Below are 21,856 nucleotides of genomic sequence, written 5' to 3'. Positions count from 1 at the left end.
CATGGCGAGCCATTCTGATCTCGCCAATCTGATCTGGCAGATCGCGGACCTGCTTCGCGGTCCCTACCGACCGCCGCAGTATGAGCGCGTAATGCTGCCGCTTGTCGTTCTGCGTCGGTTCGACTGCGTCCTCGCTGACACGAAGGCAAAGGTCCTGGCGGAGTACGAGCGTCGAAAGACCGGCAAGCTGGCTGACGATGCTCTGGACCGCATTCTGAACAAGGCGTCGGGTCATCGGTTCCACAACCGGTCGGGCCTCGACTTCCAGCGCCTCAAAGGCGACCCGGACAACATCGACAAACACCTGACCAGCTATATCAACGGCTTTTCCGCCAACGTCCGCCGCATCTTCGAATACTTCGAGTTCGGAAACGAGATCGAGAGGATGCGCGAGGCCAACATCCTCTATCTCGTCGTCAGCGAGTTCTGCGACGTCGATCTGCATCCGAGCAAGGTGCCGAACCGGGACATGGGCCTCGTGTTCGAAAACCTCATCCGGCGTTTCAATGAACTGGCGAACGAGACGGCGGGCGATCACTTCACGCCGAGGGAAGTGATCCACCTGATGGTCGACCTCCTCTTCATGGACGCGGACGATCTGCTCAGCAAGCCCGGCACCGTGATGCGGATGCTTGATCCCGCCTGCGGCACGGGCGGGATGCTTGCAGAAGCACAGCGATACATGCGCGAGCACCACGCCGCCGCGAAGCTCTACGTCTATGGGCAGGACTACAACAAGCGGGCATTCGCGACGGCGGCGTCAGACATGCTCATGAAGGAGGTCGACCACAATGGAGGCGGCGAGAACATCCAATTCGGCGACACCTTCACGGAGGATCGGTTCGAGGGGCAGCGGTTCGACTACCTGATCGCCAACCCACCCTTCGGCGTGGACTGGAAGAAGCAGCAGAAAGAGATTGTCCGCGAGCACGAAAAGGGCGGCGAGAAGAGCCGTTTCAAAGCCGGCTTGCCCCGGGTCAACGATGGCTCGCTGCTGTTTCTCCAGCACATGATCTCGAAGTTCGAGGACGTCGACCCGAAAAACCACAAGCATGGCTCGCGTGCCGCGATCGTTTTCAGCGGATCGCCATTGTTCACAGGCGGCGCCGGCGGCGGCGAAAGCGAAATCCGCCGGTGGATCATCGAGAACGACTGGCTGGAAGCGATCGTCGCCCTGCCGGAGCAGATGTTCTACAACACCGGAATTGGCACTTACATCTGGATCGTTACGAACCGGAAGGCGAAGGAGCGCAAGGGCAAGGTCCAGCTGGTTGACGCCAGAGATATCTGGATCCCCATGCGGCGCAGCCAGGGCGACAAGCGTCGCAAGATTGGCGAGGGACCGGCGCGCGAGGGCGAGGATCGCGCAGACGAGCCGGATCAGATCGGCGATATCGTCAAACTCTATGGCCGGTTCGCCCGGGGCGAACGGTCGAAAATCTTCGACAACGCCGATTTCGGCTACACGCGCGTCACCATCGAACGGCCGCTGAGATTGCGGTACCGGATGTCGGTGGAGGACAAGGCGCGATTCCTCGATGCCGCGCCTCATCTGCTCGACGATATTCAGGCCATCGACAAGGCGCTTGGTCGCGAGCCGAAGCTCGACTGGAATTCCGTCTCAGCAAGCATCGGGAAGCTGCTCAAGAAACGCGGGTCGCGCTGGAAGGCGCCGGAAGAAAAGCTGTTCCGCTCAGTGTTCACGGCGAAGGACCCCGCGGCCGAGCCGGTCGAAAAGGGCGGACGGAGCGAGGGCTTCGAGCCCGATCCCGACCTTCGCGATTTCGAGAACGTGCCGCTCAAGGAAGACATCGACGCCTATTTCAAACGCGAGGTTCTTCCGCACATCCCCGACGCCTGGATGGACCGAACGAAGGACAAGGTCGGCTACGAGATCAATTTCAACCGGCACTTTTACAAGTTCACTCCGCCTCGCAAGCTGGCTGAGATCGATGTGGACCTGAAGAAAGCGGAAGACGAAATCCTCCGGCTTCTGCGGGAGGTGACCGAATGAGCGGTCTTGACGCCTGGCGTACGAAAATCCCGAAGAACTGGACGGTGCAACCGCTTCGTTCCGTCGCAGACTATGCCGTCAGCAATGTCGACAAGATTGTATCTAACCAAGAAATTTCGGTCCGCCTATGCAATTACACAGACGTCTACAACAACGAGATGATCCATCTCGGATTGGAATTTATGGCGGGGACAGCATCCGAGGCAGAGATCGAGAAGTTTCGCCTGTTCGTTGATGATGTGGTTATCACCAAGGATTCGGAGGCCTGGGACGACATCGCCATTCCGGCTTTGGTGACCGAGGCGGCGGACGACCTGGTGTGCGGCTATCACCTGGCCATGATCCGTCCGCATCGTGAGAAACTGATAGGGGCCTTTCTCCTCCGCTGTTTGCAATCCAAGACCTTGCGGATCCAGCTGGAGCTTGCCGCCAATGGTATTACCCGCTTTGGCATCCCGAAAAATGCTATCGGTTCGATGGCTCTGCCCGTGCCGCCTACATCCATTCAGCAGGCGATCGCTCATTACCTCGACCGCGAAACCGCGGGCATCGACACACTGATCGCGGCCAAGCAGCGGCTGCTCGATCTCTTGGCCGAAAAGCGGCGAGCCGTCATAGCCGAGGCGGTCATGCGCGGGCTGAACCCCGCCGCCCCGCTGCGCGCCTCCGGCATCGACTGGCTCGGCGACATCCCCGCGCATTGGGAGTTGGAACGGTCCCGTTGGCTGTTCCAGGAGCGCGACGAACGCTCGGAAACCGGCGAAGAGGAGATGCTGACCGTCTCTCATTTGACGGGCGTCACGCCGCGGTCCGAGAAAGACGTCAACATGTTCGAGGCGGAGACGACAGCCGGCTACAAGCTATGCTTTGCTGGTGACCTTGTCATCAATACCCTCTGGGCGTGGATGGGGGCCATGGGCACCGCCCGCGTCGATGGCATCGTAAGCCCAGCCTACAATGTCTACACGCCAGGCCCTCGCCTCATACCCGACTACGTCGACGCCCTTGTGCGCATCCCGGTCTTTGCTCAGGAGGTTACGCGCTACTCCAAAGGCGTCTGGTCGTCGCGCCTGAGGCTCTATCCGGAGGGTTTCTTTCAGACCTATTGGCCTGTGCCGCCGATCGGGGAGCAGCACGAGATCGTCCGCCACATCGCCGCCGAAACCGCGAAGATCGACCGCCTTCGCGCCGCCACCGAGCATTCCATCACCCTGCTGAAGGAGCGCCGGGGAGCGCTTATTGCTGCGGCCGTCACAGGCCAGATCGCAATCCCGGAGGCTGCATGAAGATCACGCGCCTTGATGTCGCCGGTCTTCGCGCCTTCGAGCAGGCGGCGTTCGAGTTCGATCCGGCCTTGACGTTGCTCGTCGGCGTCAACGGTGTCGGCAAAACCACCGTTCTTGAGACGCTGCGCATCGCCCTGTCGCGGGTGCTTCCCAAGTTCACGGCCAGCAGAGCACGCCCCGAGCCATTCACGATCGACGATATTCGGGTCGGCCGCTCTGCCCTCACGGTGGACCTCCATCTGGAGTTCGATGGCACTGCGCAGAATCTCCTCGTCCATAAGCAGCGTGAACAGAGTATTGGCCACAAGCCGGGTGTGGTCCGGGAACAGACGTTGGCCACGCCCGATCGCGAGAGCATGACGCCCGGACCCGGCAAGGCCGCAAAAGCCTTGAAGAGCGCGCGGCGCCAACCGATAGGGGTTTACTTTGCGACGCGTCGGTCGCTGATTTCCGACGAGCAGCCGAAGTCCGGGAGAGCGAGCGGTGGGCAGGCTGCGGCGTTCGCCGACGCCCTTGTGGCACGTCCGCTCCGGCTTGCGGAACTTGCGTCCTGGATGCATGCACAGGGGTCGCTATCGGCGGAGTTTCCACGAGCCGGTCATCACCTCGACGCCCTGCGAACCGCCGCTAGGAGCTTCCTGCCGGAGTGCGATGGGCTGCGGGCTGAAGCTGAAGGGCGACCAACCCTCTTGATCGAGAAGCAGGGGCTGACACTCGATGTTCGCCAGCTGTCAGACGGCGAACGCGGTTTGCTCGCCCTGGTGCTCGATCTGGCGCGAAGGCTGTCGCAGGCGAACCCCGACCTGGACGATCCTGTAAAGGACGGGGCGGCCATCGTGCTGATCGATGAGCTCGACATGCACATGCATCCGCAGTGGCAGCGCCAAATCGGCAGCTTGTTGACCAGTACATTTCCCAAGTGTCAGTTCATCGCCACCACGCATTCACCGCAGATCATCGGGGAAACGCAACCGGAACGGATTCTACTGCTACAGTCCGATGGCGAACGCATCGTCGCAAATCGATGCGGACAGGCGTTCGGGCTCGATACCAACGCGATTCTTGAGCAGATCATGGGAACCCCCTCGCGCGCCAAGCCGGTTCGCGAGGCGATCGACCATATCGAAACCGCGCTCGATGACGGCGACCTGAAGAGCGCCCGGGCTGGTTTGGCGCGGTTGAGAGAACTGATTCACGGTGATGATCCGACCGTCGTAGCCCTCGAGGCGACAATCAACAATCTCGAGGCGCTTGGCGATGCGGCAGATCAATAAGGGCGCGGAGCCGGGTGTGATGACGGCATGGAAGGCCGCGAATCGTGCCCTTCCAAACTACTGCTATGCCTCTTTGTCTGCGGCGCACCGCGACGAGATTCGGACTGCTCTGGTTGCCGAACAGCGCGGCCTTTGTGCCTACACCGGACGCCGGATCGAAAGCAGCACCTGTCATATCGAGCACCTTCGTCCCCAATGCCATTGCGGGCCAGGCGAGGACGTTGATTACAGAAATCTCGTAGCGGGGGTTCCCGCGCCGAACACGCCACGCCTGCCCTATGGTGCGCACAAGAAGGATAGCTGGCCGCCGATACCCGACGAATACTTGTTCGTATCGCCTCTATCGGGGGGATGCGGCTCCCGATTCGCCTTCAACCTGAAGGGCGAGATCGCTCCAGCGCAGGCGGGGGATGCAGCAGCAAGTGAAACCATAGAGCGGTTGGGTCTCAACGACCCCTCACTGGTCCAACTTCGCAAGGCAGTAATCGATGCCACGCTGCAGATCCGTGGCAAGGGGCCGGCGTCAATCGACGTGGGAAATGCGCGACGTCGCCTCCGCGCCCTGGAGCAAGCCGAAGATCAGGCCGGACCGCTTGAACCCTTTTCATTTGTCTTGGTGCAGGCGCTGGAACGGCAGATCCAGCGCATCGAGAAAATTCGTGACGGAAGGAGGCGGGCATGAACCACGCCAGGCATTCGGAGGGCGCATTCGAGACCGTCATCGAAGCGCACTTACTGTCCAACGGCTACGTCCGCGAGCTTGAGGAACGTTTCGATCGCGAGAGGGCGATCTTTCCGGAAACCGTTCTGGGATTTATTCGCGCGACACAACCCAAAGAGTGGAAGGCGCTCGAAGCGCTGCACGGCGCAAAGACCGGGGCACAGATCATCACAGATCTCACCAAGTGGATGGATGCGAACGGCTCATTGGCGACTCTGCGCCACGGTTTCAAATGCTATGGCAAGACCCTTCGAGTAGCCTTCTTCAAGGCCGCCCACGCGCTCAATCCCGAGCTTGAGGCGCGCTACGCGGCGAACCGCGTCGGGATCACCAGGCAACTGCACTATTCCAAGGGTTCCGAGAAGTCGCTCGATGTCGTGTTGAGCATCAATGGAATTCCAGTGGCATCCCTGGAACTCAAAAATCCGATGACGCGGCAGACGGTGGAAGCTGCCTTGCGCCAGTATCGCAATGACCGCGATCCGCGCGAACCCATCTTCGAGTTCAAGCGGCGAATGCTCGTCCATTTCGCCGTCGATACGGAATCCGTGTTTATGACAACGCGGCTCGCCGGGTCGGCGACCCATTTTCTGCCTTTCAATCGCGGGTGCGACGGTGGCGCAGGCAACCCACCCGACGCCAAGGGGCGGAGCTATCGCACCGCTTATCTCTGGGAGGAGGTGCTGCAGCGGGACAGCCTGCTCGATCTGCTTGCGCGATTTATCCATATGCAGATCGACGAGAAGCGGGACGATCAGGGAAGAAAGGTCAAGAAGGAGACCTTGATTTTCCCGCGTTTCCATCAGCTGGAGGCGGTTCGCGTTCTTGTCGATCAGGCACGGCGGGATGGTGTCGGCAACAACTACCTGATCGAGCATTCGGCCGGCAGCGGAAAGAGCAACACGATAGGCTGGCTGACGCACCGACTAGCCTCGCTCCACGATGCGAACAACGAGAGGGTATTCGACAGCGTCATCGTGATCACCGATCGCGTGGTGCTCGACAAGCAGCTGCAGGACACGATCTACCAGTTTGAACACAAGCATGGGGTCGTGCAAAAGATCGATGAAGACTCGCGCCAGCTGGCCGAAGCCCTTCAGAGCGCCGTTCCGATTATCATCACAACGCTGCAGAAGTTCCCGTTTGTCTCCCGCCAGCTTGCGAAGATGGCGGAGGAGCGAAACGATGCGGAAAGCGCCACGCTGAAATCGAGGCGGTGCGCGGTCATTATCGATGAGGCCCACAGCTCTCAAGGGGGCGAGACGGCGACCGATCTCAAGGAGGTTCTCGGTGGCCAGGGCCTGCGCGAAGAGGCCGCGAAGTACATGGCCGAGAACGATGAGACGGACATGGAGGAGCTATATCGCTCGATGGCCAAACGCGGCCGGCAGGCGAATCTCAGCTTCTTCGCGTTCACCGCCACACCCAAGCACAAGACGCTCAAGGTGTTCGGCGGCCAGGACGGCAAGCCCGCGCACCGCTACACGATGCGCCAGGCGATCGAGGAAGGCTTCATCCTCGACGTGCTTAAGCACTACACCACGTACGCCACCTATTTCCGGCTACTCAAGGCGAGCGAAGACGATCCGAACGTGCAGCGGAAAAAGGCGGCGCGCGCGCTAGCACGTTTCCTGAAGCTTCATCCTCACAACATCGCGCAGAAGACCGAGGTAATGGTCGAGCATTTTCATGCCGCCACCCAGCACAAGATTGGCGGCCGGGCGAAGGCCATGGTGATAACCGGCTCCCGCCTTGAGGCGGTTCGCTATAAGCAGAGTTTCGACCGCTACATTCAGGAAAAGGGTTACGCGATCAAGTCATTGGTCGCGTTCTCCGGCGTTGTGACGGACGACAAACTTGAAGACGTGACTTACACCGAAGAGGGCATGAACCTTGGGGTGCGTGAGAAGGAGCTCCCGGAAATTTTTGCCACGCAGGAGTATCAGGTCCTTCTGGTTGCCGAGAAGTATCAGACCGGCTTTGATCAGCCGCTCCTTCATACAATGTATGTAGATCGAAGACTGGCAGGCATTCAGGCAGTCCAGACTCTATCGCGCCTCAATCGAATCCACCCGTTGAAGGAGGACACGTTCGTTCTGGATTTCGTCAACGATCGAGACGAAATCCGCGAAGCATTCAAGACCTACTTCGAGGGCGCGGAGATCGGCGATGAGGTCGACCCCGCGCGGATGTATCAAATCAAGAGCGAGCTGGATGCAGACGGCGTCTACGAAGCCGTCGATGTGGAAAAGTTCTGTTCAGTCTATTTCAAGCCGAAACAGCGCCAGAGTTCATCCGATCATCAGCTGATGAACGCTGCCCTAGATCCAGCTGTTGCTCGCTTCAAGGATCTGCAGAGCTCAGCTCCGGACGAAGCGGAGTTGTGGCGCGGAAAGATGCTGGCGTTCGGCAGCCTTTATGGTTTCCTGAGCCAGATAATTCCCTATCAGGATTCCGATCTAGAACGCCTCTACGTGTTCCTTCGCCACCTGGCTTCCAAGCTGCCCAGGCGCGATAGCGGCCCGTCCTACCAATTCGATGACGAAGTCCGGCTAGAATACTATCGTCTTCAGAAAATCAGCGAAGGCTCGATCAGCCTGAGCGACGGCCAAGCCAATCGTCTCGATGGGCCATCCGAGGTGGGAAGCGGCGTTCTCCACGAAGAAGCGGTGCCCTTGTCGCGTTTGATTGATGTCGTCAACGATCGGTTTGGCACGGACTTCAATCAGGCAGATCAGCTATTCTTCGATCAAATTGTTGAGGCCGCAATATCCGACAATGCGCTGCGTCAAGCGGCAGCAGTCAATCCCGGCGACAAGTTCGAGTTGGTCTTCAAGAATCTTCTGGAAGCTCTGTTTGTTGAACGGATGGATCAGAATGAAGAGATCTTTGCCCGATTTATGAACGATAAGTCATTCCAGAAGGTCGTGACAGGCTGGCTCTCCTCGGAGGCCTATCGCAAGCTTCGACTTCCAGCGGGAGCTAAAAGCACCGCCGACGAGGCGATCGAATAATGGCCATCCCCGACTATCAATCCCTCATGCTTCCGGTTCTGGAGGTGGCTGCCAAGGCCGAGACCTCCGTACCGCTGGCCGAAGCAGAGATCGCGACGAAACTCGGCCTGTCGGATGAAGAGCGTGGCCAGATGCTGCCGAGCGGCAAACAGCGCGTTCTCCACAACCGCATCCATTGGGCAAAGTTCTATCTGACGAAGGCTGGACTGCTGGAAAGCCCCAAGCGCGGGCGCTTCACGATAACAACGGCGGGGCAGAAGGTGCTGTCCAATCCGCCCGCCAGCCTCGATACCAAGTATCTGCTTGCGATCCCCGCGTTTCGCGACTTCTACCGGGGTGGGGACGATTCCGAGGCGGTCACCGCGGCGGCCGAAGCGGAGCCTCCGTCCGCGACGCCTGAGGAGGTGGTCGAAGCCGCATACAAAGCTGTCCACGCTGCACTTCGGGCAGACCTGCTGGACCGCATCCTTCAAAACAGCCCGAGCTTCTTCGAACAGGTCATCGTCGAACTTCTGGTGGCGATGGGCTACGGGGGCTCTCATCGCAATGCGTCCGAGCAACTTGGCAAATCGGGCGACGGGGGCGTTGACGGCGTGATCAACGAGGATGTTCTCGGTCTCGATCGCGTCTACGTCCAAGCGAAACGATACGCCCCGGGAAGCGCGGTCGGGCGGCCCGAGATCCAGGCATTCACCGGAAGTCTGGTCGGCCTCGGCGCGTCAAAGGGCGTCTTCGTGACGACCTCGACGTTCTCCGCCCAGGCCGTCGAGTTCGCATCACGCATTCCGCAGCGTGTGATCCTGATTGACGGACGCCGCCTGACGGAGCTGATGGTCGAACACGGTGTCGGGGTGCGTTCCAGCCGTGTGCTGGAGTTCAAGCGCCTGGACGAGGATTTCTTCTCGGAAGACTGACGCCCGGCAAATGGGATATCAATTCGGGTGGTAGGTCAGCGGCCGTTTCTGATTTGATTTCTTATATTTAGGGCTCCGTACTGCCACCGGTTCAGTCCAGAGGTCGAGAGAATAGGGGCGGAGAGAGAACGCTCGGAGCCGAGTGTGCCGACGTCGCAGTCCAGAGGTTCGCGCCCGAACCGCGCGGTTCCTTGGCATTTCAGCCGCGCGTCCGCACGCGGAGAACGTTCGAATGGCTAGAAATGGCGGAGGGGGAGGGATTCGAACCCTCGATACGGTTCATCACCGTATACGCACTTTCCAGGCGCGCGCCTTCAACCGCTCGGCCACCCCTCCGACAAGGGCCGCCACCATTGCCCATCCGCCGGTCGCGCGCAAGACCCCGCTTCCCGCTTGCAAGGCCGGCGCGAAGGCTTAAAGTCGGCGAGGACCAAAGGCAGCCAGCCAAGGGAAGGCCACATGCGTCACCGCTTCCGGCAAGCCGGGCGCGTCCTCGGTTGGGCGCTGATCGTGCTAGCGCTGCTCAGCCTTGGCGGCGCGTTGCAGCCCTGGGTGATGGGGAATGCCTTCAAGTCGCTGGCGCTGGGCGAGCTTTGGTACCAGCTCGACGCCGGCAGCCTCAATTTCCTGCAGGCGATCGTCCAGCGCTACGTGCACCCCTGGCTCTGGGACTATGGCTTCCTCCAGCTTCTGCTGCTGCCCGCCTGGGTCGTCTTCGGGGGGGTGGGCGTACTGCTTGCCCGGGCCTTCCGCCGCTGATCAGTCCTCGGAGGTCCTGAGCGCTTCGAGGAAGGCGCGTTTGGGGATCTCGACGTTTCCGAACTGGCGCATCCGCTTTTTCCCCTTCTTCTGCTTTTCCAGGAGTTTGCGTTTTCGCGTCGCGTCGCCGCCATAGCACTTCGCCGTCACGTCCTTCCGCATCGCGCTTACCGTCTCCCGCGCGACGATCTTGCCGCCGATCGCCGCTTGCAGCGCCACCTTGAAAAGCTGGCGGGGGATCAGCGTCTTCAGCCGCTTGCACATGCCGCGCCCGCGAGCTTCGGCGTGCGAGCGGTGGACGATGGTGGCGAGCGCGTCCACCGGCTCGCCGTTCACCATGACGGAAAGCTTCACGAGGTCGCTCTCCACGTAGCCGTCGATCACGTAATCGAAGCTGGCGTAGCCCCGCGACACGCTCTTCAGCCGGTCGTAGAAGTCGTAAACGATCTCGTTCAACGGCAGCCGGTAGACGACCATCGCACGGGTCCCGGCGTAGGTGAGCTCGATCTGTTCGCCGCGCCGCTCGGTGCACAATTGCAAGATGGCGCCGAGATATTCGTCGGGGACCAGAATCGTCGTCTTGATCCAGGGCTCTTCCATCTTCGCGATCTTGACCGGGTCCGGCAGGTCCGCGGGGTTGTGCAGCTCCTTCATCTCGCCGTTCGTCGTGTGCACCCGGTAGATGACCGAGGGCGCCGTCGTGATGAGATTGAGGTCGAACTCGCGTTCAAGCCGTTCCGTGATGATCTCCATGTGGAGAAGGCCGAGGAAGCCGCAGCGGAAACCGACGCCGAGCGCGGCCGAGGTTTCCGGTTCGAACGCGAAGCTGGCGTCGTTCAGGCGGAGCTTGCCGAGGCTTTCCCGCAAGCGGTCGAACTCGGCGGCGTCCATCGGGAAAAGGCCGCAGAAGACGACCGGGATGCTCGGTTTAAAGCCGGGCAAGGGTTTTGACGTCGGCCGGCGATCCTCGGTGATCGTATCGCCGATGTGGCAATCGGCCACCGCCTTGATGCCGGCCGTGACGAAGCCAACCTCGCCGGGGCCTAGGCTTTCGATCTTTTCCGGTTTCGGCGTGAAGACGCCGACACGGTCAATCGTGCAGGTGACGTCCGTCGCCAGCATGCGGACCTTCATGCCCGTCTTGACCTCGCCGTCCATGACGCGGACCAAGATGACGACGCCGAGATAGGCGTCGTACCAGCTGTCCACGAGAAGGGCCGAAAGGGGGGCGGCGGCGTCTCCCTTGGGCTGTGGCAGGCGGTGGACGATGGCTTCCAGCACCTCGTGCACCCCGATACCGGTCTTGGCCGAGACCGGGAGCGCGGTTTCGGGGTCAAGGCCGATGACGTCCCGAATCTGGGTCTTCACGCGCTCCGGCTCGGCCGCCGGCAGGTCGATCTTGTTGAGGACGGGAACGATCTCGTGGTTGTTTTCGATCGCCTGGTAGACGTTAGCAAGGGTCTGCGCCTCGACGCCCTGGCTGGCGTCCACCACCAGGAGCGAGCCCTCGCAGGCGGCGAGCGAGCGGCTTACCTCGTAGGCGAAGTCCACGTGGCCCGGCGTGTCCATGAGGTTGAGTTCGTAAGTCTCGCCATTGTCCGCCCGGTAGTTGAGGCGGACGGCATGGGCCTTGATCGTGATGCCGCGTTCGCGCTCAAGCTCCATGGTGTCCAGCACCTGCTCGCGCAGCTCGCGCTCGGTCAGCCCGCCGCACAGTTGAATCAGGCGGTCGGCCAGGGTGGATTTCCCGTGGTCGATATGGGCGATGATCGCGAAGTTGCGGATATGGGCGAGGTCCGTCATGCCAGCGCCTTATAGGGGCGCGGGCTTGCTTGCGCAACGGGGGCTATGTCGTCTCCAGCTCGAAGGCGGCCTTGATGAGGGCTTTCGTATAGGCCTCGCGGGGGGCGGCGAAGATGGTTGCCGCGGGCCCCTCCTCGACCAGGCGGCCGTCCTTCAGGACGATGACCTCGTCGGCCAGGGCGCGCACCACCTTGAGGTCGTGGCTGATGAAGAGATAGGCAAGCCCGTGGCGGGCCTGGAGGCTGCGCAGGAGGGCCACGATCTGCGCCTGGACGGAACGGTCGAGTGCCGAAGTGGGTTCGTCCAGCACGAGGAGCTTCGGCTTCAGCACGATGGCGCGCGCGATGGCGATGCGCTGGCGCTGGCCGCCGGAGAACTCGTGGGGGTAGCGGTGCCGGCTTTCCGGGTCCAACCCCACCTCGCGGAGCGCCGCTTCGATGAGGTTTACGCGGTCCTCCGGGCGTTCGCCAAGCCGATGGACGCGAAGCCCTTCCTCGATGATCTGGCCGATGGAAAGGCGCGGGCTTAAGCTCGCGAAGGGGTCCTGGAAGACGATCTGCATCTCTTTCCGAAGGGCGCGCAACGCGCCCGGACCCACGCGTCTTAGGTCCTGGCCGTTGAGGCGGATCTCGCCTTCCGACCGCTGGAGCCGCAAAAGGGCAAGGGCAAGTGTCGTCTTGCCGGACCCGCTTTCGCCGACCACGCCAAGTGTTGCGCCGGCCCGGATGGAAACGGAGATGCCGTCCACCGCCTTTACATAGTCCACGGTTCGCCGGAGGAGTCCCTTCCGGATCGGGAACCAGACGCGCATGTTTGCCCCGGTCAGGACGACCGGCGCGGCAGGGTCGGCGAAAGCGGGGTTTCCGCCCGGCTCCGCCGCCAGCAGCATCCGCGTATAGGGGTGCCGGGGGGCGGCGAAAAGGGTTGCCGTTTCCGCTTCCTCGACGATCCTGCCCGCGTGCATGACGGCGATGCGGCTAGCCATCTTGCGCACGATCCCAAGGTCGTGGGTGATCAGGAGCATCGCCATGCCGAACTTCCGTTGCAGCTCCTTCAACAGTTTCAGGATTGCGGCCTGGATCGTGACGTCAAGCGCCGTCGTCGGCTCGTCGGCGATGAGCAGGTCCGGCTCGTTCGCCAGCGCCATCGCGATCATGACGCGCTGGCGCTCGCCACCGGAAAGTTGATGGGGATAGGCGTCGAGCTGCCCTTCCGGGTCGCGGAGCTGGACCAGGCGCAAAAGCTCGAGCGTACGCGCCTCGGCCGGCTTGCCCCGCAGCCCCTTGTGCAATTGAAGCGTCTCGCCGATCTGCTTGCGGATCGTGTGCAGCGGGTTGAGGGACGTCATCGGTTCCTGGAAGATCATGGCGATGCGGTCGCCGCGCAGCGCCCGCAGCCGGTTCTCCGGCGCCCCGATCACCTCGTGCCCGTCCACCCGGATGCTGCCTTTCGGGTGGCGGGCGTGCGGGTAGGGCAGGAGTTGCAGGATCGAAAGTGCGGTTACGGATTTCCCCGACCCGCTTTCGCCGACCAGCGCCACCGTCTCGCCCTTGCGGATAACCAGCGAAACGTCGCGCACGGCTTCGACCGCCTTCGCGCCGCCGCCGAAGGTGACGGCGAGGCGTTCGATCGCAACCAGAGGGGCCGTCATGGCCGGGTTTTCCTTGGGTCGAAGGCGTCGCGCACGGCTTCGCCCACGAAGATGAGAAGCGTCAGCATGACGGCCAGCACGACGAAGCCGCTGATACCAAGCCAGGGGGCCTGCAGGTTGGCCTTGCCCTGGGCCAGAAGCTCGCCCAGCGAGGCCGAGCCCGGCGGCAGGCCAAATCCCAGGAAGTCGAGCGAGGTGAGCGTCGTGATGGCGCCGCTTAAGATAAAGGGAAGGAAGGTAAGCGTCGCCACCATCGCGTTCGGCAGCACGTGGCGGAACATGATCGTCAGGTTGCGCACGCCAAGGGCGCGGGCGGCGCGCACATAGTCGAAGTTCCGCGCGCGCAGGAATTCCGCGCGCACGACGCCGACCAGCGCCATCCAGCTGAACAGCAGCATGATGCCCAAGAGCCACCAGAAATTCGGCTCGACGACGCTGGACAGGATGATCAGCAGAAACAGCACCGGAAGCCCCGCCCAGATCTCGATGAAGCGCTGGAAGAGAAGGTCCGTCCAGCCGCCGAAATACCCCTGGATGGCGCCGGCGGCGACGCCGAATGCCGAACTCAGGAGCGTCAGGGCGAGTCCGAAGAGGACGGAAATCCGAAAGCCGTAGACGACGCGCGCCACGACGTCGCGGCCCTGGTCGTCCGTGCCGAGCCAGTTTTCGGCCGAAGGTGGGGCCGGCGCCGGCTGGGCTAGGGCGTAGTTGATGGTCCGGGGGCCATATTCGACCAGCGGCCACAGCGCCCAGCCCTTTTCGTTGATGCGCTGGGCGAGGTAGGGGTCGCGGTAGTCCGCCGCCGTCTCGAAATCGCCGCCGAAGGTCGTTTCGCTATAGCTCGTCAGAACCGGGAAGTAGAAGCCGCCCGCGTAATAAACGGCCAGCGGCCGGTCGTTCGCGACGAGTTCCGCGAAGAGGCTCAGGAAAAAAAGCAGAAGGAAGATCCAGAGCGACCAGAACCCGCGCCGGTTCGCGCGGAAGTTCTGAATCCTTCGCCGGGTCATGGGCGTGATCGCGACGCCGAAGAAACGGTCCTCGGGCATGGCTAGACCTCGCGCGTCTCGAAATCGATCCGGGGATCGACGGCGACGTACATCAGATCGCCCAGCAGGTTCATGAGAAGGCCCACCAGCGTGAAGAAGTAGAGCGTGCCGAACATGACCGGGTAGTCGCGGTTGATCGCGGCTTCGAAGCCGAGGAGGCCAAGGCCGTCGAGTGAAAAGATGACTTCTATGAGAAGCGCGCCGGTGAAAAGCACGCCGACGAAGGCGCCGGGAAAGCCCGCGATCACGATCAGCATCGCGTTGCGGAAGACGTGGCCATAGAGGACGCGGTGTTCGGTCAGGCCTTTCGCCCGCGCTGTCACGACGTATTGCTTGTTGATCTCCTCGAGAAAGGAATTCTTCGTCAGCATCGTTAGGCTGGCGAACCCGCCGATCACCATCGAAATCACCGGCAGCGCGATGTGCCAGAAATAGTCAAGGATGCGGTGCGGCCAATCCAGCGCGTGCCAGTTGTCGGAAACCAGCCCCCGCAAGGGAAAGAGGTCGAAGAAATTTCCGCCGGCGAACAGCACGATCAGCAGAATGGCGAAAAGAAAGCCCGGAATCGCATAGCCGACGATGACGACGGAACTCGTCCAGACGTCGAAGGGGGAACCGTCCCGGACCGCTTTCGCAACACCCAGGGGGATCGAGATCAGATAGACGAGAAGCGTCGTCCAGAGCCCAAGCGAGATCGAGACCGGCATCTTGTCGAGCACGAGGTCAACGACGGAGCGGTTGCGAAAGAAGCTCTCGCCAAAATCGAAACGGGCATAGCCCGAAAGCATGTCGAGGAAACGCTCATGGGCGGGCTTGTCGAACCCATAGAGCTTCTCGATGTGGCGGATGAATTCCGGGTCCAAGCCTTGCGCGCCGCGGTATTTGCTGTCTGCGCTCTGGCCGGCGGCGCGCCCTCGCGCGCCCTCGCGGAGATGGACCTCGCCCCGGCCCGAGCCTCCCAGCCGGGCGGTCGCCTCGACATCGAGCCCCTGGATCTGGGCGATCAGGCGTTCGACCGGCCCGCCGGGGGCGACCTGCACGACGGTGAAATTGATCACCATGATCCCGAACAGCGTCGGGACGATCAGCAGGAGCCGGCGGAGGATATAGGCGAGCATGATTCTTTAAGGCTTGGGCGGTTGCTTTTTGCGGTATTCGCGGAGCCGGGCGTCGTGCTCCGGCGCGATCCACCAGTCGTTGAAGCCGAGCGCGTATTTCGGCGGATTCTCGGGACGGGCGAAGCGGTCCCAATAGATGGCGCGGAAATGCCGGATGTGCCAGTGGGGGATGACGTAGTTCCCCCATAGCAGCACGCGGTCCAGCGCCCGGGTGCGGGCGATCAGGCTTTGCCGGGTCGGCGCGTTGATGACGAGGTCTGCGAGCCTGTCCACGACCGGGTCGCGGACCCCGATCAAATTGCGGCTGCCCGGGGTCTCCGCCGCCCCGCTCGACCAGAAATCGCGCTGCTCGTTGCCGGGCGAGAGCGATTGCCCGAAGACGGCAACCGTCATGTCGAAATCAAACTCGTTCAGCCGGTTCTGGTACTGGGAAGGGTCCACCGTGCGGACCCGGGTTTCGACGCCGAGCCGCTTCAGGTTCCGCACGTAGGGCAGCACGACCCGCTCGAAGGAAGGGTCAACCAGCATGATTTCGAAGGTGAAGGGCGCGTTGGTTTCGGCGTTGACCAGCTTTTGATCGCGGACGACCCAGCCCGCTTCTTGCAGCAGCCGGAAGGCCTCTCGCAGGTTTTTGCGGATGTCGCCGGTGCCGTCCGTCGCGGGCGGCTGATAGGTTTGCGTGAAGACTTCTTCCGGGACCCGATCTCGAAAGGGTTCCAGCACCTTCAATTCTTCTGCGGAGGGCAGGTCGCGGGAGGCGAGCTCGGAGTTCGAGAAGTAGCTTTTCGTCCGGGTGTAGGCGCCATAGAAGAGAGTCCGGTTCGTCCATTCGAAGTCGAAGGCGTAAGCGAGCGCCGCGCGCACGCGCCGGTCCTTGAAGATCGCGCGCCGCGTGTTGAAAACGAAGGCCTGCATGCCGGTCGGGATTTCGTGCGGGATTTCCTCCTTGCGGACGTAGCCCGCCTCAAGCGCCGGGAAATCATAGGCTGTCGCCCAGTTCTTCGCGACGTTCTCCTGACGGATGTCGTATTCGCCGGCCTTGAAGGCTTCGACGGCGATGACGGTGTCCCGATAATAGTCGTGGCGGATGCGGTCGAAGTTGAAGCTGCCCCGATTCACGGGCAGGTCCTTCCCCCAATAATTCTCAACGCGCCGGTAGACGATCGAACGGCCGGGATCGACGGCCTCGATCCGGTAGGGCCCGCTGCCCAAGGGCGGCTCCAGCGTGGTCTTTTCGAAATCCACCTTCGCATAATACGCCTTCGAAACGATCGGCATCTGGCCCAGAATAAGCGGCAGTTCCCGGTTCTTGCCGTCGCGGAAGCGGAAACGCACCCGCCGCTCATCCAGCGTTTCCGCCGACACCACGTCGGCGTAGTAGGCGCGGTAAAGGGGGTGGCCCTTCGTCTTCAGGGTCTCGAAGGAGAAGACTACATCCGCCGCCGTGATCGGCGTGCCGTCGTGCCAGCGCGCGATGGCGCGCAAGGTGAAAGTGACGGAGGCGCGATCGGGGGCGATCTCCACGCTTTCGGCCAGGAGGCCGTATTCGGAAAACGCCTCGTCGCTCGAGCCTTTCATGAGCGTGTCGGTAGTGAGGTTCAAATCCGCCGCCGCCATTCCCTTTAGGATGTGCGGGTTGAGGCTGTCGAAGCCGCCGATTTCGGCAAGCCGCACGTCGCCCCCCTTCGGCGCCTCGGGGTTTACGTAGTCGAAGTGCGAGAAATCGGGTCCGTATTTCAGGTCGCCATACATCGAAAGCCCGTGGCGCGGCCCGTCCGCCGGGCCTTCGGCCAGGGCGGAAGGTGCGCGCCCCAAGGCGGCAAGAGAAGCGGCAAGAAAAGCGGCCAAGCAGAGGGCGGTCAGGCCCGGTCGCAGGCAACGGCATTTGCAGGGCGGGGAAGGAAACGCCATGGCCCCTAGTCGCCTCCCTGCAAGATGGCAAGGGCCTGCGCGTGCCGGGCGGGGTCGCCGGTCGCCAGGACGCGCCCGTCCGAGGCAAGGCCCAAGGGCCTGCCTTCCCAGTCGGTCATCCGCCCGCCCGCCCCTTCGACGATGGGTACGATCGGGCAGAAGTCGTGAGGTTTCAACTTCGCCTCGACGATGAAGTCGACGAAGCCCAGGGCAAGCAGGCCGTAGCCATAGCAATCCGTGCCGAACATCGCGTAGCGCATCTTTTCCGTCAGCCGCCGATACGCGGTTTCGTCTTTGCCCTCGAACATGGCCGGTGCTGTCGAATAGGCGGCGGCGAGGCCAAGTTCGGGGCAGGCCCTGGTTTTCACGGGCTTGCCATTAAATAAGGTCGGCCGTCCGCGGATGCCTATCCACCGTTCGTTCAAAATCGGTTGATCGATGACGCCGAGGCAGGGCTCGCCGTTCTTGAGAAGGCCGATCAGGGTGCCGAACAGCGGCTTGCCGGTGATGAAGGCCTTGGTGCCGTCGATGGGGTCGAGCACCCAGAGGTAAGTCGCCCCGGCGCGGGTTGCCCCGAATTCCTCGCCGAGGATGCCGTGATCGGGAAACGCCTCTTCGATCGCCTGCCGGAGCGCGGTTTCCGCTTCGCGGTCGGCGACGGTGACCGGGCTGCGGTCCGCCTTCGCATCGACGGCGATGGGGGTTCGGAAATGGCGCCGAAGAATCGCGCCGCTTTTTCCGGCAAGCTTTTCCGCGAACGTGCGAAGGTCTTCCGGAGAGGGGTCGCCCAAGCGTTCCCCCTTAATCCTTCAAGGTTTTCAGATAAGCGATGAGATCGGCCCGGTCGGTCGCCTTCCGGATGCCGGCGAAGGCCATCCGGTTGTCGGGGATGAACGCCTTCGGTGATGCCAGATAGGCGTCGAGGTCGGCTTCCGTCCAGTCGCCGCCGGCTTCCGCCATCGCCTTCGAATAGATGAAGCCTGCTGCCGCGCCTTTGGGCTGGCCGACGATGTTCCAGAGATTGGGGCCCACCTTGTGCCCGTCGCCTGCGCCCGCCGTGTGGCAGACGGCGCACTTTCGGAAGACCTTGGCGCCGGCTTCCGCGTCGCCTTCCAGTGCCGCGGCCGTTTCGGTGGCGCGCTCCGTTGCCTCGCCCGCCTTCTCGGCCGCTTCCTTGGCGATGTCCTGCTCGAACGTTTGCAGCAGGTTTTCGATCTGGGCGGCCTCCTCGGCGCCGGGTTCCTTCTCGCCCGGCTTGCCGGCATCGTCGCAGGCGGCAAGCCAGACGACGGCGAGGAGGGCGGACCCAAGAATCTGCGGAAGGCGCGAACGGAACATTTTTTCTCTCCTTCTAACGATGCCGCCAGACTACCGTTTTCACCGCGCCTCGTCCAACCCCGGTGGCGGGTCGGTTGGCCGGCTGGCCCATGGCAACCCCCAGATGGGAAATTCCATGACGCCTCCATCGGCGCGCGTTATCGTGGGGTTCCCCGGTCCAGGGGCGGAGAGGATTGAACTACCCGATGACGGCGCAATGGAATCCGATTGTCGTTCTTCCGGCAAGGCTTGGCGCGACGCGGCTGCCGGCGAAGCCGCTCGCCGACATCCACGGCGAGCCGATGATCGTCCATGTCTGGCGGCGGGCGATGGCGGCGGGCATCGGCCGGGTCGTCGTCGCCTGTGCGGAAGCGGCCATCGGCGAGGCGATCGAGCGGGCCGGCGGCCAATGGGTGCTGACGCGCCCCGATCACCCTTCCGGCTCGGACCGCGTCTTCGAGGCGGTCTCCCTTCTCGACCCCGAGGAACGCCACGACGTCGTCGTCAACCTGCAGGGCGATCTGCCGACCATCGCCCCGGAGGCGATCCGCGCCGCGCTTGATCCGTTGGCCGAACCGACCGTTGCGATCGCCACGGTCGCCGCCGAAATCAAGCGGGAAGACGAGATCGGCGATCGCAACGTCGTCAAGGTGGCGATGGGCCTGGGAGCGGGGGCACGGATCGGGCACGCCCTTTACTTCAGCCGCAACCCGGTGCCGGCGGGCAGCGGTCCTTACTACCACCACATCGGCCTTTACGCCTTTCGCCGGGCGGCGCTGAAGCGTTTCGTAGGTTTGCCGCAAACGCCGCTCGAAAAGCGCGAAGCGCTGGAGCAGCTGCGCGCCCTTGAGGACGGCATGCGGATCGGGGTGGCGCTCGTTGACATGATTCCGATCGGTGTCGATACTCCCGCCGATCTTGCCCGGGCTCGCGACATCTTGAGATAGGCGCGCGCGCTTAAATCCGGAACGACGACGCGTTTTGAGGCATGGCGGGGATGACCGAGCCTACCACCGACCCATCGAGGACGATCGCTTTCCAGGGCATGGCAGGCGCCTATTCGGACCTGGCTTGCCGGACGGCGCATCCGGAGATGACGCCGCTCGCCTGTCCTTCCTTCGAGGACGCCTTCGCGGCGGTCGAGGAAGGCCACGCCAGGTTTGCCATGCTGCCGATCGAGAATTCCCAGGCCGGCCGGGTGGCGGATATCCACCTGCTATTCCCTCATTCGACACTGCATATCGTGGGCGAACACTTCCAGCGCGTCCGCCATTGCCTGCTGGCGCCGAAGGGGGCCGTGCTCAGCGGTCTCCGGCGCGTCTACAGCCACGTTCAGGCGCTTTCCCAGTGCCGCAAGACGATCCGCGAACTCGGCCTTTCTCCGGTCGCCACCGCCGATACCGCCGCCGCCGCCGCCGAAGTGGCCGAACGCGGCGACACCGCCGAGGCCGCCATCGCCTCGGAGTTGGCGGCGGAAATCTACGGGCTTGTCATCCTCAAGCGCGACCTCGAGGACTCCTTGCACAACACGACCCGCTTCGTCCTGCTTGCCAAGGAACCCCGCGACCCCGCGCCCAAGGCCGGTTTCGTCATCACGAGCTTTATCTTCTCCGTACGCAACGTGCCGGCCGCCCTTTACAAGGCGCTCGGCGGGTTTGCGACGAACGGGGTGAACATGCTGAAGCTGGAAAGTTACATGGTTGACGGCAACTTCACCTCGACCCAGTTCTACGCCGAGATCGCGGGTCACCCGGAAGAAACCAACGTCCAGCTCGCCTTTGAGGAGCTTGGCTTCATCTCGCGCGAGGTAAAAATTCTGGGCGTCTATCCGGCCGCCCCGTTCCGCGACACCCTATGAAGGGCTAACCCTCTTCGAGCCAGTCCTCGATCATGTGCCGCGCGATCGCGCCGCGATAGGGAAGGCGATGCCCGGTCTTCTCGCGGTCGCGAAGGCCGGCGCGGGTGAACCAGCGCACGTCCTCAAGCTCGTCGAGCCTGCTGTCGATCGCGGCGCCTGCCTCGGCCTCCGCCCGGAAGCCGATCATGAGCGAGGCGGGAAACGGCCACGGCTGCGAGGCGAAGTACCGGACGTTCGAAGCCCGAACGCCGGTTTCCTCGAACACCTCGCGGGCGACGGCGTCCTCGAGGCTTTCGCCGGGCTCGACGAAGCCGGCCAGCGTCGAATACATGCCCTCGGGCCAGGTTTTCTGACGGCCCAGCAGGCAGGCGTCGCCGCCGGTGACGAGGGTGATGACAGCGGGGTCGGTGCGCGGGAAATGCTCGGCCCCGCAGGCCCGATTGCGGCAGCGCCGCACATGGCCCGCCTCGGCGATTGCCGTCCGCTCGCCGCACACCCCGCAGAAGCCGTGCCGCCGGTGCCAGTGAAGCAGCCCGCGGGCGTAGGCAAGAAGCCCGGCCTCGGCCGGCGGCAAGAGCGGACCCATCGCCCGGAGATCCGCGAAACGCGCCTCCCCCGCCTCGGCCAGAGAGTGAGCGTCGTCAAGATGCGAGACGTCCACGGCGAAATGGGCAATACCGTCGAGCAGGCCGAGGAAGGCGACGATCGCCGGTTCGTCGAGAATTCCGGGCAGCGCGCCGGCGGCTGCCGCGGGGGAAAGCCAGCCAGCGGCCGGCGGCTCCGTCGCCAGGATCAGGCTTTCGTTCCGCCAGACGGAAAGGACGCGCGTTTCCGGGCGGCGGAGTTGTTCGGCGATCCACTTGGTGTCGCTTCGGCGGACCGCGGCGCGGTCGAGGCCGGCGGCGGTATAAAGAATCCGGTGTTTCATGGAGGCAAAGCCTGACACACCGAAAAACGGCTTGCAAACCCGGCGCCTTTCGCCACGCCTGCCGGTCCGTCGCCGGGCCTTGCGGGAAGGGGTGAAAGGCGGGAAAAAGCTGATATAGTACGGCTGGGAGGTCGGCGGGTGGACGGATCGCTCGCCAACCCGGTCAGGTCCGGAAGGAAGCAGCCGTAACGAGTTTAGGCCCGGGTCGCCCGTCCGGTCTCCCACCCGAATTTTTCACCGAT

17 protein-coding genes, 1 tRNA gene and 1 other RNA gene are annotated in these 21,856 nt (G+C 63.0%); 10 read left to right on the top strand and 9 right to left on the bottom strand.

Annotated features, from left to right (window positions below):
• The first annotated feature begins 1 nt into the window (after position 1).
• The 6 genes from AB1781_09525 to AB1781_09500 are packed head-to-tail and all read left to right on the top strand — an operon-like array spanning position 2 to position 9,223.
• A complete protein-coding gene (locus AB1781_09525) occupies positions 2-2,014 on the top strand; it encodes a class I SAM-dependent DNA methyltransferase (GenBank protein ID MEW5704804.1) in 2,013 nt (670 codons plus the stop codon).
• On the top strand, positions 2,011-3,300 hold the full coding sequence (locus tag AB1781_09520; GenBank protein MEW5704803.1) for a restriction endonuclease subunit S: 1,290 nt from the start codon (positions 2,011-2,013) through the stop codon (positions 3,298-3,300). Before AB1781_09525 ends, AB1781_09520 begins: the two co-directional genes overlap by 4 nt.
• Positions 3,297-4,574 carry an AAA family ATPase gene (locus tag AB1781_09515; protein MEW5704802.1) on the top strand — a complete coding sequence of 426 codons (1,278 nt, stop codon included), beginning with the start codon at positions 3,297-3,299 and terminating at the stop codon, positions 4,572-4,574. The genes AB1781_09520 and AB1781_09515 overlap by 4 nt, the downstream gene beginning before the upstream one ends.
• Positions 4,558-5,256 (top strand): retron system putative HNH endonuclease, encoded by a 699-nt coding sequence (locus AB1781_09510; GenBank protein MEW5704801.1) that lies wholly within the window; start codon positions 4,558-4,560, stop codon positions 5,254-5,256. The genes AB1781_09515 and AB1781_09510 overlap by 17 nt, the downstream gene beginning before the upstream one ends.
• Positions 5,253-8,309, top strand: a complete 3,057-nt coding sequence (locus AB1781_09505; GenBank protein ID MEW5704800.1) for a type I restriction endonuclease — start codon at positions 5,253-5,255, stop codon at positions 8,307-8,309. The genes AB1781_09510 and AB1781_09505 overlap by 4 nt, the downstream gene beginning before the upstream one ends.
• Complete coding sequence (locus AB1781_09500) at positions 8,309-9,223, top strand: restriction endonuclease (GenBank protein MEW5704799.1); 915 nt, start codon at positions 8,309-8,311, stop codon at positions 9,221-9,223. Before AB1781_09505 ends, AB1781_09500 begins: the two co-directional genes overlap by 1 nt.
• A 243-nt stretch (positions 9,224-9,466) precedes the next feature.
• Here the strand turns inward: AB1781_09500 and AB1781_09495 are convergent.
• Positions 9,467-9,559, bottom strand: a tRNA-Ser gene (locus AB1781_09495).
• 123 nt (positions 9,560-9,682) lie between these two features.
• Between AB1781_09495 and AB1781_09490 the strand changes: the two genes are divergently transcribed.
• Positions 9,683-9,982: a hypothetical protein gene (locus tag AB1781_09490; protein ID MEW5704798.1), complete on the top strand. Its 300-nt coding sequence runs from the start codon at positions 9,683-9,685 to the stop codon at positions 9,980-9,982.
• On the opposite strand, the gene lepA is transcribed toward AB1781_09490, so the two are convergent.
• From lepA to AB1781_09455, 7 genes are read right to left on the bottom strand one after another with little or no spacing between them, the layout of a single operon-like run.
• Positions 9,983-11,785 (bottom strand): translation elongation factor 4, encoded by a 1,803-nt coding sequence (gene lepA / locus AB1781_09485; protein ID MEW5704797.1) that lies wholly within the window; start codon positions 11,783-11,785, stop codon positions 9,983-9,985.
• Positions 11,786-11,828: 43 nt separating this feature from the next.
• Positions 11,829-13,436 (bottom strand): ABC transporter ATP-binding protein, encoded by a 1,608-nt coding sequence (locus tag AB1781_09480; protein MEW5704796.1) that lies wholly within the window; start codon positions 13,434-13,436, stop codon positions 11,829-11,831.
• Positions 13,433-14,482: an ABC transporter permease gene (locus AB1781_09475; GenBank protein MEW5704795.1), complete on the bottom strand. Its 1,050-nt coding sequence runs from the start codon at positions 14,480-14,482 to the stop codon at positions 13,433-13,435. The genes AB1781_09480 and AB1781_09475 overlap by 4 nt, the downstream gene beginning before the upstream one ends.
• A 2-nt stretch (positions 14,483-14,484) precedes the next feature.
• Complete coding sequence (locus tag AB1781_09470; protein MEW5704794.1) at positions 14,485-15,600, bottom strand: microcin C ABC transporter permease YejB; 1,116 nt, start codon at positions 15,598-15,600, stop codon at positions 14,485-14,487.
• Between the two features lie 6 nt (positions 15,601-15,606).
• Complete coding sequence (locus tag AB1781_09465; protein MEW5704793.1) at positions 15,607-17,511, bottom strand: extracellular solute-binding protein; 1,905 nt, start codon at positions 17,509-17,511, stop codon at positions 15,607-15,609.
• 5 nt (positions 17,512-17,516) lie between these two features.
• Entirely contained in the window at positions 17,517-18,302 is a 786-nt protein-coding gene (gene hisN / locus AB1781_09460; protein MEW5704792.1) for a histidinol-phosphatase, read from the bottom strand.
• Positions 18,303-18,312: 10 nt separating this feature from the next.
• Complete coding sequence (locus AB1781_09455) at positions 18,313-18,849, bottom strand: cytochrome c family protein (protein MEW5704791.1); 537 nt, start codon at positions 18,847-18,849, stop codon at positions 18,313-18,315.
• Positions 18,850-19,034: 185 nt separating this feature from the next.
• Between AB1781_09455 and AB1781_09450 the strand changes: the two genes are divergently transcribed.
• Together AB1781_09450 and AB1781_09445 are read left to right on the top strand one after the other, a co-directional pair.
• On the top strand, positions 19,035-19,775 hold the full coding sequence (locus tag AB1781_09450) for a 3-deoxy-manno-octulosonate cytidylyltransferase (GenBank protein ID MEW5704790.1): 741 nt from the start codon (positions 19,035-19,037) through the stop codon (positions 19,773-19,775).
• Between the two features lie 50 nt (positions 19,776-19,825).
• Positions 19,826-20,686, top strand: coding sequence for a prephenate dehydratase (locus AB1781_09445; protein ID MEW5704789.1), 861 nt, complete (start codon positions 19,826-19,828; stop codon positions 20,684-20,686).
• Between the two features lie 4 nt (positions 20,687-20,690).
• Here AB1781_09445 and nudC read toward each other — a convergent pair whose 3' ends face one another.
• Entirely contained in the window at positions 20,691-21,614 is a 924-nt protein-coding gene (gene nudC, locus AB1781_09440) for an NAD(+) diphosphatase (protein MEW5704788.1), read from the bottom strand.
• 126 nt (positions 21,615-21,740) lie between these two features.
• Between nudC and ffs the strand changes: the two genes are divergently transcribed.
• An RNA gene (gene ffs / locus AB1781_09435) (signal recognition particle sRNA small type) lies at positions 21,741-21,839 on the top strand.
• Positions 21,840-21,856: the final 17 nt, after the last annotated feature.

It is taken from the genome of Pseudomonadota bacterium (assembly GCA_040752895.1).
Classification (GTDB): domain Bacteria; phylum Pseudomonadota; class Alphaproteobacteria.
The sequence above is the reverse complement of the archived record's forward strand: the minus strand, read 5'-3'. Positions and strand labels throughout refer to the sequence as shown.